Source organism: Peribacillus sp. ACCC06369, assembly GCF_030348945.1.
Taxonomy (GTDB): Bacteria; Bacillota; Bacilli; order Bacillales; family DSM-1321; genus Peribacillus.
Genome location: NZ_JAUCEN010000002.1, coordinates 2,553,931 through 2,570,439, shown reverse-complemented (window position 1 = coordinate 2,570,439; position 16,509 = coordinate 2,553,931). Strand labels below are relative to the sequence as shown.

Sequence of the window (16,509 nt, the reverse complement as noted above, 5' to 3'; positions counted from 1 at the left end):
ATTGAATGGTGCAAACACATTATAAGATTTCAGGTAAATCGAAAATCCTAAATCGCCAAGTCCTCATTGCTGAGAACATGTGGGTGTATTAAGTGATACGGTCTGTACGGGACATGGACTATCTTATAATAAAGTGACTAAATCAACGTTTATTAACTCGTTTCATCCTATTTATATGTGATTGTACTCATAGTTCAATAACAGTTGGTTCACTTTACCCACTTTATGTATGAACTAGGTTTATTATAACAAACTCTGCTTCAGTTGTTAAGAGCATAGTAGCAACGCTTATTGTTAACATCCATAAAAGAAAAAGACACACTGTTCAAATGTCTTTTTAAATTTTACTAACCATAGATAGAGGACTAATTTAGTATTCAGACCCCTTAACTATCACTACATAATAATAATGGCTTATCCTCTTATATTTCTTATATACTTCTCTCTAAAAGTCTTGTCAGTAAGAGAATACTTTCTTAGTTTTTCTTCTAACTCACTTTCTGTCCAAGAATTAGGTGATTTGTGCGATAGTTCCATACTGAATTTGCGCAAGTTACTCTTTAATAAACCTAATTTTTCTAAATCAATCACTGAAAATTCATTATTAATATGAGCATCCTGAGCAACTATATTACTTTTATGAAGAATTACTCCTACCATTCTATCACTTTCAGTATATACTGCTTTATACCATCTTATTGAAGCAGTCATTTGGTTAGCTTCATCTCTACTAATGTTATTTAAACTGTTGTTTTTACATTCTATAACAAAATCAAAGTTCTCAGTTCTCCAGAAATTATCTGGTCCATCATTAAATTCTTTATCTGGACATGTAGATACAAAACCTAAGAACTCTCCTATTTTTTTAACTGATGTTTCAAAGTCCTTATATAATATATCAGGAGAGTATTCTAATGTTGAAAGGATGTTATTCACATAAATAACCAAATCTGTTCCTCTATCAAATTCAGCTACTTTATTTTTAAAGTTTGGTATCTGACTACCATAATTTTTAACTTTTTTACTTCTAACAAAATTGAGAGGTCTAAGCAAACTAGTATTTAATTCTTTAGCTATTATTTGTAAATCACTGGCTCTAGTAGAATCCAAAGAATGTATTAATTGTGCATAGAGTTGAAAATACCATCCCTCATCGTTACTTTTAGCAACTAAAGTCAATATTCCCCTCATAATTTTATCAATATTAGGTAAGTCTTCTTTTCGTTTTGCTTCAAAAAGTGTATTTTCTAGCACTGACAAATCTATGAGGTTATCAAAGTTAACAATGCTAAATTCATTTTCCGCAGAGTTAACTAGTTGCTTATGAAAAGTCCTCCAACCATCATTGGCTTCAAGGCACTCTTTAATTGCTTCTTTCATGTAACCAATTGCAATATCTTTATCTAATACTTCCTCTCTAGCAACTAAATTAACCCCAAATTCCAATTGGGTTTGAATCACTGGGCTAAATAATGGTTTATTAGCGTTTTTTCCAATAAAGGATAATAAATCATCTCCCATTAATATAGTAACACAATGGTCAGTTCCTGAACGCACCCCTCTTCCTAACCCTTGTTCAATAGTCTGCGCTCTTTTCATATTAACTAGCATTGAGTTTTCTCTGTACTGCATTTCAATTTTTTCTTTTAAAGATTCCTTTGTAGGCATACCATCGATGACCAATAATCTACAAGCATCGTCCAATAAATCCATTCCATCATATCTATTCTGTACAACACAAACTCTACCTATTTTTTCACTCTTCAATTTGTTTATTTCCTCGACAACGTTGTCACTGTTTAACAAATCTGCCCCCATATTAGTCCAAATTTCGCTTTTTTTACTATTAGGAACAATAACAACAACATTTATGTCTTTTGCATATTCAAAACATAACTGACGTATTTCTAAGTCTGTAATTTCCTTATTATATCTCTTAGGAGCGAGGATTAAGCGTTCACCTAAGCTGATTGTATTTACATTTATTGGATTTTTAACAGCATTTTCATCAATTCCTAAATCACTTATTAAAGAAAATCCATTATTTAAAGTGGCAGATAAAATAAAGCGGTGTTGAGCTTTATTAAATGCTGGAATTTTATAATAGGGAATCATTATTGGTGTTATCTCAATAGTAGTACCACTTATATAGCACTCACAATTATCTAATTCATCTAAAATTAGGTTTGAATTGAAAAATATATCACTATTCCTAATATTATTATTATCCTCTAGCAATTTAGTTACACTCGATAATTTATTTTGCCAATCCCAATAAGGAATTTGTTTAATAACACTAGATTCACCCTTTATAATACCGCTTAATGCTGCTCTTCCTTGAATTTCGAGGTCTTTAATGAACAAATTACCTAAATTAGCAAACAATTGTTCATTTTCCTTTTTATGTATTTTTATAGATGCCTTTTGCCTAGCTTTTTTTACACACTCATGAGCATCATCTATTAACAATGCACCAATTTCTTTTATTTCTCTATCATTTCCAATTACTCCAAAAACAGACCTACCATTAAAAAGTTTATCAAAATTCGCTATCAAGATAGCTTCACCATTCTCATATTCTAAAGGGAATTGTTGATAACTTTCTGTTAGCTCAAATTTACATACTGGTATACCATACAAGGATGCTTGTTGATATACTTGCTCTACTAATTGATTATCAGGACACAAATAAACTGCAGGTCCAACCCCTTCTTTAAGCTTGGAGTATAACATTAATAAACCCGTTAAAGTCTTACCAGAACCAGTATCCATTAAACCAACTATATCTGTATCTTTCCTCCTACTATCCCAGAGGTTTAAAAACTCAGTTTGATTTCCTCTCAAAAAATCATATCCAGGCTGTTGTATAAGAGATTTATTAAAAATTTCTATAGGATTAGTTATTATTTCTTTTGGTTTTGCCGAATATTCCTTCATCTTCCTATCAAAAAAACCCATAAAATCATTCCTCTCAATTTCCTTTTCTTATTGATTTTCATAAGATATTTATGTTATCCTTTACTAAGTTAAGTTTTAAAGCGGATAGAACTCTTAGGAAAAACGCCATTTTTTCACTAAGAATCCCCAAAATCTATTTATTTCCAAAATGCAGAAAATACCCTATACTTTTACATTTTTCGACCTTTGGTTTTATTTTATCATAGGTCTATTCGTCTATCAATTTTTTTGTTCGTTTTAGAGAAAGTTTTCAAAATACATAAATATAAACTCCCCTTTACCCGATTTAACAAACCACCATAACACTATTAATCTACTATTTTACCGCTACTTGTATTTTTATTTCATTACTAATCAGACACCCTAATTGGATAATAATCCTTCTAAAAACATAATAGCTTCTTTCAAATCTTCTTAAATATCTATCTCCAAATCAAAAGGTTGGTATTAAGACATTTTTTTACAAAATGCCTATTTTGTGATATAATAATATTATCAATAAAACACTAACAAAACCTCGTAATATCAATTCTGGTTTCTTATCCTACAATAGAAAATATCCAAACATAAAAAAACAGTACGGTCAACATACGTAAAAACTATGTCTTTTGACATGATTTTATATCAGAAAAAACACTATTTACACGTAAAGAAATACGCACGGAGTGCAGGGTTAGATATGCTTATCCACCTCATACAATAGAGAGTTTTCCTATTAGTAGAAAGTACGTCAATTGTTTATGAGAAAACATTTAGACAATAATACTGTGTACCTTTTTTACACAAGCACGTTAAAAAAGTTGCAAAGCTCTCGCTTTACAACTTATTTCGCCGTGTTGCGATGCAAAAAAGGTACGCCAAAAAACATCGCTGGTTACAGTATTTTACTTACTTAATCAACGCCTTTGGTACTTTGGGCGAGGTCTGTCGAAAGCTAAGCTTTTGACAGAGATGGTGGCAAAGTACAAATATATAATGAAAAAAAGGCAACAAACTACAGCAAAAGTTGAATGGAGTATCGTTGAGTATTTAGGTCCTAGAAAAGGTTATAAGTTGGCTGAGAAACGTGATGTATTAATAGAACGTAAGGACTTATTAAACTATGATAATTGTGGACAAGGACAGATGGTTTATGCTTACGAATTACATAATCTTGTTTTAAAGTACATCTTGGATAATTGCAAAAATAATCTAAAAAACATGTCCATTAGTCAATGGTTAGTTGAGATAAATATAATTGGTTGGGAATTAGCAAATGCTTCTTGGAACGACAGCACCAAGAAGCAACACCTTGAGCAATTAAAGAATAAATACAAAGATAGTAATACAGTTTTTATTGACCAGGATATTGAACTATTAGAATACTTCATTAACCTAGAGCTAAGTCGATTAAAGAGGAATTTAGCATCTGTGTTTGAGAAATTGGCTGAAGGAAAAATTATTATTTACAAAAGGTCAATGTATGGAAAACTTATTAATGGCGATAGTCGCGAATTAACAGATGAGGAAATCACGAATTTCTCTAAGGTGAAACGTGAATTAGCAACAAAGCACAATGTATCATTGGATGAAATATCTTGGAAAACTAGAAGTAAGGATGTTATTGCATTTAAGAAAGAACTTGATTGGATTTTAATTGACTATGGATTTCGGTATATATATATGAAACTCATGGCTGCGTAGTACAAGCACCTGATAGACAGATATTAAAGTTTATTGATAAGTTAAATAAAAAAGGATAATTAAAGTATGAACATGGCTTGAGTGAAGATGAACTAACAACGTTGTTTCATGATTTTAAAACCCTATATGGTGAAAATTCCATTAACTTAGCAAAGAACCGACAAGATAAAATTACTGGAACTCAACATATAAAAAAGTTAAAGATTCTCGGTGACTATGTTCCATTATGGGAGAAGGTTTTATTATTTTATAGATTGGCAAATGAAAAGGAGAATAAGAAAAGTGAGTTATAATTATGTATGATTTTCGTAAAGCCCCCCAACTTTTTGGAGGGCTTTACTTATAGAAATATATTTTTGATAAACTTGTTCTTTTATCAACTAAGGATGCGTCACTAAGGGTTGTTGGTCTACTTAACTGGACAATAGCCTTTTTTTCTGGTTATTAAATTCTTCCTCTGATAGGACACCTTCCTTTAGTAATAAAGCTAATTTTGATAATTCATCAGCAATTGAGGAATTGGGAATATTCACTTCCACCTTATCCATAACTTGTTCATTATCCCGCTCAATTTTATTCTCCTTTTCACTCTTTTTTATTATGACTTCTAATAGCTTAAACCAATTAAATGCCATGTTATTTGCATTAGCATATTCCCTTGAATTAGTATCTACTGGTTTATGGAAACGTTCTATCTCTATAGAATAGGTAGGATTTTCCAAATCATCTAATGTTAAAATTAGCTTAATACTTTTAACCGCTCTTTTCTGTTTTTGTTTTCCACTTAAACCACCTATAACAGCCCCAACCCCACCAGCTAAAGCTCCACCAACAAGAGCGCCCCCTAATTGGCTTGTTCTTGATGTAACACCTACTGTTTCATCATCTTCCTTCAATTCAACTTGAATAATATCTTGATAATTGAATTGTTTAATAATATCTTTTGGTTTTGAATATAAGATAACCCATATACATTTATTCTTGTTATCATGTATTAGAGTGTAAACCATCTTCATATCAAACCTTTTGGAAATCGTAATTTTATTTTCCTCAATTACCTTATTAACACTTTTTTGACGAATATCCTCAATTTTGTCTTCACCTTTATTTATTAATGCTACTAGCAAGAAACACACTCCTGCAATAAGGAAACAAACAAGTATAGCCATTTTTTACCTCCACTTTTATGTTATAAACCATACGCTCTTTATAATTTACTCAGTTTGCGGGGGGGGTAGTACATATCTATAATTTGTATTTCAACATTGTCATTTTGGTGAAAACTACCCCGACTTATTCTTTGCTATTTATTTTTTATGTTCATTAAAGGACTTGATTTTGTAGCCATTTCAAGAATGTTTTCTGTTTCTAATCCCATTAGATATTTTTTTGTAATCTGTATATTCTCATGACCAGCTATCCTAGAACAACTATACAAATCCAATCCATTTCTTAGGTTTGACTGAATAGAAAAATGTCTTAATGTATGAGGACTACAACGAATCTCTTCTCTTCCCTTCGCCTTCACACCAGCATTTCTGACAATATTTTGGATTTGCACTCCTGTTAAGGGCCTTCCACTTCGTGATAAAAAGTAATTATCATATTCTTGTTTCTTATTTTTGAAATATCCTTCTTTCAACCTCTCATATCTAATCATATATTTCTTTAGCATTAGGCTTACTGGTACGTATCTCCATTTAGCCCCCTTACCAAATACTTTTATATTGGTTTCATTAAACCAGCTAGATCGAAGATTTATTAACTCGCTCATTCTCATTCCTGTATCAATAAACATTGCAATTATTACCTTGTTTCGTGCGTTTAAATAGGTTTTGAAGTCATAAGCAGCAATCATATTTGCTACCTCTTTATCAGTAAATGTTTTAATAATCACTTTCTCTTCTTTCAAGAATTTCACTTTCTCCACAATATTGTGGCTAACATATTCTTCAGCCACCAAATAATTATAGAACGCACGTAGAAGATTTAATGATGGTATTTATGTAATTCGATTTGTTGCCTAAATGTAATTGCTACTGTACAAATCGCTTAATATGTATTGTTGAAATCTCTTCTATTTCACTAAAACTGAAATGTTCGTCTAAGTAATACATTAATTGGTCAATATTATAATTGTATGTTTCAATCGTCCTCTTGGAGTAATTCTTAATTTCTAAATCAAATTTAAATTCCTTTTGTAAATCTTTTACCAACATAAAAAAACGTTGTACGACTAAGCTCATGTTTTCGTACTACATAATCCATCTAGCATAGAACTGTTTTGTACGAAACTTTGCATTCAAAGATTACTTCTTTAAGTTATAGAAAGATTTCAAGCCTGCATAAACAGCCAAGTCACCAAGCTGGTCTTCGATGCGAGGAAGTTGGTTGTATTTAGCGATATGGTCTGTACGAGACATAGAATTTTATACAAAACATGATTAAATTAACGTTTATAATTTTTTTCTTCCTATATTATATTATTCCACAATTATACTTAGTTGTCCTTCTTGAACTAAATTCACACGTAGAATAACCCCAAGACATGTTTTTCAAAAGAATCACACGTGACACATTTTTAACACAATCGAAGGGGAAGAATACTATTTTTTTTATAAAACATCTCTTTTATCCACCCTAGTTATCAAATAGATAAAAAAAGCGGTAAACTTAGAAAGTAAGTATTACCGCAAAATAATTTATAGTTTTGATTTTCTATATCCAGCAGATCTAGCTTCAGCTTCTGTACAGAAAGTTTCTTCAGGTTCAGTCTTATCATAAAACTGACCTGAAGGCACATGGTAAATCTTATCGCCTGAACTTGAAATATTACCTCGAATGTTTGAACAAGCTTGTTGTTCTTTTTCTTTTTCTTTTTCTTTTTCTTGTTCTTTTTCTCTTTCTGCTTGTTCTTTTTCTCTTTCTGCTTGTTCTTTTTCTCTTTCTTCCTGTTCTTCTTTTTCTTTTTCTGCTTGTTGTTTTTTCTCTTTATCTTCCTCATCATTGGTCAATACTTGATGATGGTTCATTTCGGTATCAGTTTCAGGTTCCTCTTCCAAATCTTTAAAGTGTCCAAATATACAAGGAATTAAAAACCAGGCTAGTAAAAGTAAAGAAAGAATAATTACTATAACTCCTTGCCAAACTGACTTCTGATTTTTCCTTCTAATTTTATACCACCACAGGGTTAATAAGATGATAATAATGAGAAGAATATTCCACCAAGCAGAAATTATACACTGAATAGTGTAAACAAAAAGTGATATAACAAAAAATATAAGACATAACCAAAATAGTATTTTTATTAATCGCACAATTTACCTCCAACTCTCTGATAGTGAGTTTTTATCAGCTCACTTATAAATTCCCTTTTGTTACTACCTACAAAAGCTCAATCGGTCGTACTCTGCTCTTTTATCTATATTGCTTTAGTTTTAGCTAGACCTCCAAATTTTTTCTACATAACTTCTACGTATTGTTGATTGAGTAGGGAAATAGTACATACAGGCTCTATAATTTTTAATTAGCCATTTCTATCCTCCTCAGGTATGCTAGTCGATTAGAACCATGATAATATTATCATATAATTGGATAAATGAGGAGAAGAGAAAAATTTCCCAAAAAGATTACTTATTATAAGACTTTCTGGACTTTATTATAGATTGTCTGACACCTTCAATTTCCTCTGGTGTTTTTATAATAACTAATTGAGATAGATACAAAAGCAAATTCTCAAGGTAACTAAAACTATTATTCTATCGTGGTTCAAACTTTGCTTATTAATGAGGACTTCCTTCCTTTTTTATTTACCAAGATTTCACGCACTCTAAATGTGAGTTTAAAAAATTTCTTTTGTCTTACCCACCCTTTTATTACAAATCATAGTTTAAAAAAAGCGGTAATACTTGGCTCAGTATTACCGCAAAATCTATACAGGTACCTTTTAATACTAATTTTATCTTGATACTAGCTCACCTTTACCGTTTTACTCTTACTCTTGTTGCCAGATTTGTCTTGGGCATATACCTTTAATGACGAACCCTTCTTTTGTGCCTTAATTTTCGCTTTAAAATATCCTCGACTATCCACTATTCCTTGCCCAATCTTCTTACTTCCATTGTAAATATAAATAGATGCTCCTTTTTCGCCTTTACCAGTTACCGTTACTGTCTTACTTGTAATATTATTGACTGTTGGGGTGCTTGGTGGAGTTTTGTCTATAACTTTAACTGTTTTACTTCCACTCTTATTACCTGAAGTATCTGTAGCATAAACAGAAATGCTTGTTCCTGCTTTTTGTTTTGCAATCTTAATCGTATATGCTCCATTTTTTGCAGTTACTTCTCCGATTTTCTTGCTTCCCACCATTGCATATACTTTTGCATTTGTTTCAACTTTGCCACTAATTACAGTAGCGTTATCATATACATTATTAACTGTTGGGGTGCTTGGTGGAGTTTTGTCTATAACTTTAACTGTTTTACTTCCACTCTTATTACCTGAAGTATCTATAGCATAAACAGAAATGCTTGTTCCTGCTTTTTGTTTTGCAATCTTAATCGTATATGCACCATTTTTTGCAGTTGCTTCGCCAATTTTCTTGCTTCCCACCATTGCATAAACTTTTGCATTTGATTCAGCTTTGCCACTAATAACAGTAGCGTTATCATATACATTATTAACTGTTGGGGTGCTTGGTGGAGTTTTGTCTATAACTTTAACTGTTTTACTTCCACTCTTATTACCTGAAGTATCTGTAGCATAAACAGAAATGCTTGTTCCTGCTTTTTGTTTTGCAATCTTAATCGTATATGCACCATTTTTTGCAGTTGCTTCGCCAATTTTCTTGCTTCCCACCATTGCATAAACTTTTGCATTTGATTCAGCTTTGCCACTAATAACAGTAGCATTATCATATACAACATTAACTGTTGGAACGCTTGGAGCTGTTACATCTTTTACTGTTACTTCCTTCACTTCACTTACGTTTCCTGCATCATCTGATACAGTTACCGTTAATTTTGTTCCTGCTTTTTGTTTCTCTATCGTTACTGTATATTTATCTTCGGTATCAACAGTCGCTGTTCCTAATACCGTCGTTCCTGCTTTTACTGTAATCGTAGAACCTGCTTCCGCTGTTCCAGAAATATTTGTAGAGTTTTCCGTTACTTCATTCACTGTTGGAGCTATGGGAGCTGTCACATCTTTTACTGTTACTTCTTTTGCTTCGCTTATGTTTCCTGCATCATCTGATGCAGTTACCGTTAATTTTGTTCCTGCTTTTTGTTTCTCTATCGTTACTGTATATTTGCCTTCGGTATCAGCAGTCGCTGTTCCTATTACCGCTGTTCCTGCCTTAACGGTAATCGTTGAACCTGCTTCCGCTGTTCCAGAAATATTTGTAGAGTTTTCCGTTACTTCATTCACTGTCGGAATCACTGGAGCTGTTACATCTTTTACTGTTACTTCCTTCATTTCACTTACGTTTCCTGCATCATCTGATGCAGTTACTGATAACTTCGTTCCTGCCTTTTGTTTCTCTATCGTTACTGTATATTTATCTTCGGTATCAACAATCGCTGTTCCTATTACCTCTGTTCCTGCCTTAACGGTAATCGTTGAACCTGCTTCCGCTGTTCCAGAAATATTTGTAGAGTTTTCCGTTACTTCATTCACTGTCGGAATCACTGGAGCTGTTACATCTTTTACTGTTACTTCCTTCATTTCACTTACGTTTCCTGCATCATCTGATGCAGTTACTGATAACTTCGTTCCTGCCTTTTGTTTCTCTATCGTTACTGTATATTTATCTTCGGTATCAACAGTCGCTGTTCCTATTACCGCTGTTCCTGCCTTAACGGTAATCGTTGAACCTGCTTCCGCTGTTCCAGAAATATTTGTAGAGTTTTCCGTTACTTCATTCACTGTTGGAGCTATGGGAGCTGTCACATCTTTTACTGTAACTTCTTTTGCTTCGCTTATGTTTCCTGCATCATCTTTTGCAGTGACTGTCAATGTTGTTCCTGCTTTTTGTACATCAATAGGAACGGAGAATGTTCCATCACTGTTAGTTACCCCTGTCCCGATTACACTAGTGCTTGCCATAACTGTTATCGTTGAACCTGCTTCCGCAGTACCAGTAACATTTGTTGATTTATCCGATACTTCATTTACACTTGGAACGTTAGGAGGAATTAAATCATTGGTTACTCTAAATGATTGGTAAAATCCACTTCCTTCACTTGGACGTATACTTGTTTTATTCCCTACATTATCCACAAAGTAAATCCAGGATATATACCATACCCCATTTATTGAATTAGTAGGGACGGTATATGTTCCAGTGTATTTCTTGGTTGTAGAATCATAATTTAGATAAACATATTGGTAAGTATCACCATTTTGTTTTTGTACTTGAACTACTCGATTCGTTCTGGTATTTGAAATTCCTGATTCCAAGTCTTCTGCTTCGACCTCAATATTTATATTGTCTCCTGGTTCAACTGCTGTTTTATCAATTTTAATACTCTTTACTGTTGGTGGTGTTGTATCATTACTACCATTAGAAACAACAAATGATTGGTAAAATCCACTTCCTTCACTTGGACGTATACTTGTTTTATTCCCTACATTATCCACAAAGTAAATCCAGGATATATACCATACCCCATTTATTGAATTAGTAGGGACGGTATATGTTCCAGTGTATTTCTTGGTTGTAGAATCATAATTTAGATAAACATATTGGTAAGTATCACCATTTTGTTTTTGTACTTGAACTACTCGATTCGTTCTGGTATTTGAAATTCCTGATTCCAAGTCTTCTGCTTCGACCTCAATATTTATATTGTCTCCTGGTTCAACTGCTGTTTTATCAATTTTAATACTCTTTACTGTTGGTGGTGTTGTATCATTACTACCATTAGAAACAACAAATGATTGGTAAAATCCACTTCCTTCACTTGGACGTATACTTGTTTTATTCCCTACATTATCCACAAAGTAAATCCAGGATATATACCATACCCCATTTATTGAATTAGTAGGGACGGTATATGTTCCAGTGTATTTCTTGGTTGTAGAATCATAATTTAGATAAACATATTGGTAAGTATCACCATTTTGTTTTTGTACTTGAACTACTCGATTCGTTCTGGTATTTGAAATTCCTGATTCCAAGTCTTCTGCTTCGACCTCAATATTTATATTGTCTCCTGGTTCAACTGCTGTTTTATCAATTTTAATACTCTTTACTGTTGGTGGTGTTGTATCTGAGGAGGCTAATGCCTGCAAAGTATTTAACATTGTAAAAGAAAAAAACAATACTAAAACTATAAAAATCCTCAATTTTTTAAACAAGATAAATCCCCTTTTCCCCAATAAATTATTTTTATAATAATATTACAAAAGTTTAACAGAAAGATATATAAAACCTCCAGAATAAATCTTACCATAATTAACAGAAAATTGGAAAAAATTTTATATTATTCTAGTATGTTATATATCATCCCAAATGATAAAAATCGAATTTTATCGATTTTACAACATAAAGGATAATGAAAATAGAAATAAAAAGAGGTACTTAACATAACAAAAGAACATTAGATTTCTAATGCTCTTTGTCAAATTTCTTTAATTGAATTTAAGACTTCGAGAATAAATTTTTTATTACTCTTTTTGTTTCTTCTGATGAGAGAATTTGTTGCAAATTATATAGAAATTCTTCTTCATTATTACTTAAATAACCATGAGTAGTTCCGTTAAATTCAAAAAGAACAGGATAATCTGAAACAGGTGAAGAAAAAACAGTAAAAAGATTGTATTTATAATTATCTAAATAATTACAAACAATATTAAAATTTGTCATTAATGTAAAGCCTTCGATTGGATTTGTTTGGATATTACTTGTTTCAATCCCTGCAACCAGTCTATAGCCAGTTTTACTACTGAGGAGGTCAGCTTGCTCTCTCATAAAATCAAATATACTATCTTTTTCACTACTTAATTCAAGTTCTCCCCATAAATCTCTATCACTCATTTTAGTCCTCCTTAAACATTTAATGTAAAAGATATTGGTAGATGGTCAGAAAAAACGTTTTTATTCGGAACTCCATTGAACAATAAGTCTTCTTCTTCATTAAATTTAGTGAGAATTTTTAATGAATCTATATTAAATTTACCCACCAAATTGGGTCTTAAAATAACCTGGTCAAAGCAATGCCATAGATAATTTTCAATACCAGAGTTATAATAATACGTTCCTAATGTATCATACGTAATATTACCATAAACATGCCACATCGGGTTATAAAAGAACATTCTATCCTCTTCATAAACCTGTCTGACAACGTTATTGACAGCAGTTATAGGACACATAATCGCATGGAAACCCTCTGCAGAAATCATTCCACTTTCAAAAGGGTTCATATTAAAATCTCCAAGTATCACAGTATTATTATGTCCTTCACTGGATTCAAAGTCCGCTATTGCTGTTCTTAACCTTGTAGCTAAAGCAAGTCTACCCTTCTCATTTGTATAAGATTGACCTTGCAAATGAACACCTGCAACATTTAGATTAAGGTTTTCACGCTTTATCCGAACAGCTGTATAATATGTATTACCTGAAATTCGACTTACGTCATTGCCTAGGTTATGAAAAATCTTAATCCTAGAATGCTCTGTTACTACTTCAGAATAGGTTTCACCTAATTGATGCAGTAGGGCACTAATATCTAAATTCTCAAATTCATTTACGATAATAATATTAGCTTCAGTTTCTCTACAAAGGTGTGCTAATGGGCTATGTAGATTTTTTTTTCGTAAATTCCAAAATAAAAAATTTAGCAATATATACCTCCTCCCTACAATGAATTATAACTATTTACAATGTTCATTACTACTAAACCATTAACATATTTTTCTCCTTCTTTTTAATTAAAGTTTATTCTTAATCTGAGTTATCTAACATGAAATGAAATGAAATTAATTATGTCCTTTTGAAAAATAATATAATAACTTATGACCCTTCCAATTTATATGCGTGCAATTTTATACATTGAAAAACCCCATTAATATAGAATGGGGTTTTCATCTTTTATGTTTGAAATCTCAAATAGCTTTACAATTCCCTTATTTGAGTATATATTTTGTGTTTTTTTACGTTTATAAAGTTATTTGAAAATTCAATTATCGATGTATTTATTTGGCTGTTATACTACTTTTTAAATTTAATCTCCTCATTATTTAACCATTGCTTCAATAACTTCCTCATTCTAATACTTGCAATATATATATTTATTGGTTCTGGTTTATGTTTTCTTATTGCACTTCTCCACATCCATTAGCCCAGATTGTCGAGCATACACCTGAAGCCGAACTGCGCATGAAGCTTGGCAGTACATCTATCAAAGGACTACTAGCCGATTTCGGAGATAACATCCATTTAGGAAAGATTAATGGGAAGTATGTATTGATGATAGAATCGGATACGATAGAGTTCGATAAAGGCGTTTCGCCGATTGAATTTCACAGGCCGGATGATTTGATGGAGATTGTGGAGAAGATTAGTAGGAAGGTTTGAGGGATTTTATACGTGTATTTTGAACATTGTGTGACCACTAATATAACAGAAAACAGCGATACAAAGGTTTTCTCGGCAATATTAGTGACCGAAAGTGTGCCGCTAAATTGACAAAAATGGCTCTTATTCCTGTTTAAAGGTTTCCTAAAGGATTACTAACATAAAGAGAGAATGCATTATGAAATAGCATTCTCTTTTTATATTTATACTTCAATTCAATGGATAGAAGAAGGAAAGCGTAAAACTATAAGAGTTAATGTATATGAGCGCAATCCTATTGCTCGCAAGCATTGTATGGAACATTATTGGCCGAGGTTAGTAAACTATGCGCGATATTTGCGTAAATTGTTCCTTTGTACACTGAATGAGGATTTTGTGCTCCTCGCCTTCTTCATCGATTAAATAAATGTAAGCGTTTGAAGTTTCTTTTTTCATTGCTCGGAATGCTACATCAGTGATTACACCGACTGAACCCACAAGAGCAGTACTTAAAATCGTGCTGCTTTTAGGTTTACCGACGTTTCGACTTTCACCATGTTCCCACTCAATCCGTGAAAGTTTGAAGTGTTTTTGTCCAAATGCAGTTGTAACCTTGACCTCGCCTGGCTGCCTCCTCTTCATTATAGTCATTCTGTTAACGCTTTCTTTACCTTCGACATTATCAGTTAATACGTGACCGCCTGCCAATACGCTGACTTGAATCCGCGGTTTAATGACCTGTTTCCAAAATCCCATAAAAGCACCGTCCCTTTTCCTTTTGTCTTATAATTATATGTACGCATCCGCCTACGAATGGGTTCATTCCTCGTAGGCTTCGCATTTATTTCGTTAACCGTTAAATGTCTTCGTTTCTTCGGAAAGAATGATCCCGTAATCTGACCGAAGTTCATAACTAGCGTGCCGATAATAAGATTCCGCGTCTGCTCGTCGCCGTAAAACACAAATAAGGCCGCCGACAAAACGATCAGCAGTCCGAAGGAAAAGAGGTATTGGAATTTAATCCGCTTGATAATAGTCATCATTAGAACATCACCGCCCAAGTCTTCCGCCAACGATACCGTCAGCCGAAAGCTTCTTGCGTTTCTGATACGCCTTGACCGCTGCCGACGTCCCTTTTCCGTAAATACCGTCAGGCTTAATGCCGACCGCACGCTGGATCCGCTCAACGTCCTTACCTTTAGCCGATTTCGATAACCTTCCCCGGATACTTGACGATAGAGGCTGTTGGTTTCGCCGCAGGTTTAGCCACGGGTTTCTGCTACGTTTTTTTCACCTAACCACATGTTCATTTTTTCATTGATCCATGATGAAGCATCCATAGCAGCCATAATCACACCCAAACTTTGTGAGTCAAATAAAATCTTCTTTAATTGCTGGATATCTTCTAGAATAAAATCAAATAAATCTGATCCTGATTTCGTTTGGATGTTTTGTTTTAACTCTTCTATCGATGTTTGACTACTCTTAATCAAATCAGAAACGATTGTCGGATCGTTTTCGATTTGTGCTTTAAAACCCGCAGACGACATACCTTTATTGCTTTTACTGGGACTCAGTTCTTTTTTATCATTTGGTAACGATTTAATAAAATCTCCTCGCTCTACTATGGTCATGAGTGCGTCCTTTATGAGCGGATCGGATTGTCCCAAGGTATCTATTATCGTTTTTCTGCTGACAGGCGAGGCCAGATTATGCGTGACATCAACAAATAACCTTCCACCAGCTTTAAACCGGGGTCCAAAAGAGGTTAACTGGAATACAGACATTCCCAATGGTTTCATGGGGTCGGTCATCATTTGTTGATGACCGACAGATACATAAACGTGATTTTCTTGATCATTCGCTTCAGGGATCGGGTATAAAGTAGTGATTGGCCGACTCTGGACAATATAAAATGTATCATCAACCAAACACCATTCGATATCTTGTGGGTAACCAAAATAAGCTTCGATCTGTCTTCTTGTGCGTGCTAGTTGTAAAATTTGTTGTTCAGTAAGTGTTTGAGTCTTTTGCTGATCAGGGTCGATCTGTTGTGTCTCTGTTCCGCCTTCTTTTAGTCCATAGATAGCCAATTTTTTGGTTGCTATCATCTTATCGACGATTTCCTCTTCCTGTACTTTATAACAATCGGCAGATACCAAGCCAGAGACTAGTGCTTCTCCAAGTCCAAAAACTGGCATCGATTGATAGCAGCTTTCGGTTAGAAGTAATCGGATCAGCGGTAAATACAATCCCTGAAGCTTGTGGGAACCCATTCGTTGATTGTCTTTAAAAATTCTTGTTCC

The 16,509-nt window shown here is 33.2% G+C and carries 12 protein-coding genes and 3 pseudogenes; 3 read left to right on the top strand and 12 right to left on the bottom strand.

Annotation, left to right across the window (positions count from 1 at the left end; genetic code table 11):
• Nucleotides 1-414 precede the first annotated feature (414 nt).
• Nucleotides 415-2,958, bottom strand: coding sequence for a DEAD/DEAH box helicase (locus tag QUF78_RS13380; RefSeq protein ID WP_289325020.1), 2,544 nt, complete (start codon nucleotides 2,956-2,958; stop codon nucleotides 415-417).
• 975 nt (nucleotides 2,959-3,933) lie between these two features.
• Here QUF78_RS13380 and QUF78_RS13375 point away from each other — a divergent pair.
• Complete coding sequence (locus QUF78_RS13375) at nucleotides 3,934-4,641, top strand: hypothetical protein (protein WP_289325019.1); 708 nt, start codon at nucleotides 3,934-3,936, stop codon at nucleotides 4,639-4,641.
• Between the two features lie 77 nt (nucleotides 4,642-4,718).
• Complete coding sequence (locus QUF78_RS13370) at nucleotides 4,719-4,934, top strand: hypothetical protein (protein ID WP_289325018.1); 216 nt, start codon at nucleotides 4,719-4,721, stop codon at nucleotides 4,932-4,934.
• Nucleotides 4,935-5,054: 120 nt separating this feature from the next.
• On the opposite strand, the gene QUF78_RS13365 is transcribed toward QUF78_RS13370, so the two are convergent.
• The 8 genes and pseudogenes from QUF78_RS13365 to QUF78_RS13330 all read right to left on the bottom strand — a co-directional run bounded on the left by QUF78_RS13365 (nucleotide 5,055) and on the right by QUF78_RS13330 (nucleotide 13,491).
• Nucleotides 5,055-5,810, bottom strand: a complete 756-nt coding sequence (locus tag QUF78_RS13365; RefSeq protein ID WP_289325017.1) for an SHOCT domain-containing protein — start codon at nucleotides 5,808-5,810, stop codon at nucleotides 5,055-5,057.
• Between the two features lie 134 nt (nucleotides 5,811-5,944).
• Complete coding sequence (locus QUF78_RS13360; RefSeq protein ID WP_289325016.1) at nucleotides 5,945-6,601, bottom strand: tyrosine-type recombinase/integrase; 657 nt, start codon at nucleotides 6,599-6,601, stop codon at nucleotides 5,945-5,947.
• A 76-nt stretch (nucleotides 6,602-6,677) separates the two neighbouring features.
• Nucleotides 6,678-6,860 carry a phage integrase N-terminal SAM-like domain-containing protein gene (locus QUF78_RS13355; RefSeq protein ID WP_289327309.1) on the bottom strand — a complete coding sequence of 61 codons (183 nt, stop codon included), beginning with the start codon at nucleotides 6,858-6,860 and terminating at the stop codon, nucleotides 6,678-6,680.
• A gap of 90 nt (nucleotides 6,861-6,950) precedes the next feature.
• Nucleotides 6,951-7,067, bottom strand: a pseudogene (locus QUF78_RS13350) (hypothetical protein); the annotation flags it as partial.
• A 276-nt stretch (nucleotides 7,068-7,343) separates the two neighbouring features.
• Nucleotides 7,344-7,958, bottom strand: a complete 615-nt coding sequence (locus QUF78_RS13345; protein WP_289325015.1) for a sunset domain-containing protein — start codon at nucleotides 7,956-7,958, stop codon at nucleotides 7,344-7,346.
• A 652-nt stretch (nucleotides 7,959-8,610) separates the two neighbouring features.
• The gene (locus QUF78_RS13340; protein ID WP_289325014.1) at nucleotides 8,611-12,003 is read right to left on the bottom strand and encodes an Ig-like domain-containing protein; all 3,393 of its coding nucleotides are present in this window, start codon (nucleotides 12,001-12,003) and stop codon (nucleotides 8,611-8,613) included.
• A 283-nt stretch (nucleotides 12,004-12,286) separates the two neighbouring features.
• Nucleotides 12,287-12,682 (bottom strand): hypothetical protein, encoded by a 396-nt coding sequence (locus QUF78_RS13335; RefSeq protein WP_289325013.1) that lies wholly within the window; start codon nucleotides 12,680-12,682, stop codon nucleotides 12,287-12,289.
• A gap of 11 nt (nucleotides 12,683-12,693) precedes the next feature.
• A complete protein-coding gene (locus tag QUF78_RS13330) occupies nucleotides 12,694-13,491 on the bottom strand; it encodes an exonuclease/endonuclease/phosphatase family protein (protein ID WP_289325012.1) in 798 nt (265 codons plus the stop codon).
• Nucleotides 13,492-13,987: 496 nt separating this feature from the next.
• On the opposite strand from QUF78_RS13330, the pseudogene QUF78_RS13320 reads away from it, so the two are divergent.
• Nucleotides 13,988-14,224: pseudogene (locus QUF78_RS13320) on the top strand (DUF3898 domain-containing protein); the annotation flags it as partial.
• Nucleotides 14,225-14,539: 315 nt separating this feature from the next.
• On the opposite strand, the gene QUF78_RS13315 reads toward QUF78_RS13320, so the two are convergent.
• The 3 genes and pseudogenes from QUF78_RS13315 to QUF78_RS13305 form a co-directional block, all read right to left on the bottom strand.
• The gene (locus QUF78_RS13315) at nucleotides 14,540-14,959 is read right to left on the bottom strand and encodes a hypothetical protein (RefSeq protein ID WP_289325011.1); all 420 of its coding nucleotides are present in this window, start codon (nucleotides 14,957-14,959) and stop codon (nucleotides 14,540-14,542) included.
• 294 nt (nucleotides 14,960-15,253) lie between these two features.
• The gene (locus QUF78_RS27845; RefSeq protein WP_353957943.1) at nucleotides 15,254-15,349 is read right to left on the bottom strand and encodes a peptidoglycan-binding domain-containing protein; all 96 of its coding nucleotides are present in this window, start codon (nucleotides 15,347-15,349) and stop codon (nucleotides 15,254-15,256) included.
• Nucleotides 15,350-15,474: 125 nt separating this feature from the next.
• Nucleotides 15,475-16,474, bottom strand: a pseudogene (locus QUF78_RS13305) (PEP/pyruvate-binding domain-containing protein); the annotation flags it as partial.
• Between the last annotated feature and the right edge of the window lie 35 nt (nucleotides 16,475-16,509).

Bases quoted from the DNA above. Each gene is read 5' to 3' on its own strand.
- QUF78_RS13380 (WP_289325020.1), bottom strand. From the start codon at position 2,958: ATGGGTTTTTTTGATAGGAAGATGAAGGAATATTCGGCAAAACCAAAA.
- QUF78_RS13315 (WP_289325011.1), bottom strand. From the start codon at position 14,959: ATGGGATTTTGGAAACAGGTCATTAAACCGCGGATTCAAGTCAGCGTA.
- QUF78_RS13355 (WP_289327309.1), bottom strand. From the start codon at position 6,860: ATGTTGGTAAAAGATTTACAAAAGGAATTTAAATTTGATTTAGAAATT.
- QUF78_RS13375 (WP_289325019.1), top strand. From the start codon at position 3,934: ATGAAAAAAAGGCAACAAACTACAGCAAAAGTTGAATGGAGTATCGTT.
- QUF78_RS13365 (WP_289325017.1), bottom strand. From the start codon at position 5,810: ATGGCTATACTTGTTTGTTTCCTTATTGCAGGAGTGTGTTTCTTGCTA.
- QUF78_RS13335 (WP_289325013.1), bottom strand. From the start codon at position 12,682: ATGAGTGATAGAGATTTATGGGGAGAACTTGAATTAAGTAGTGAAAAA.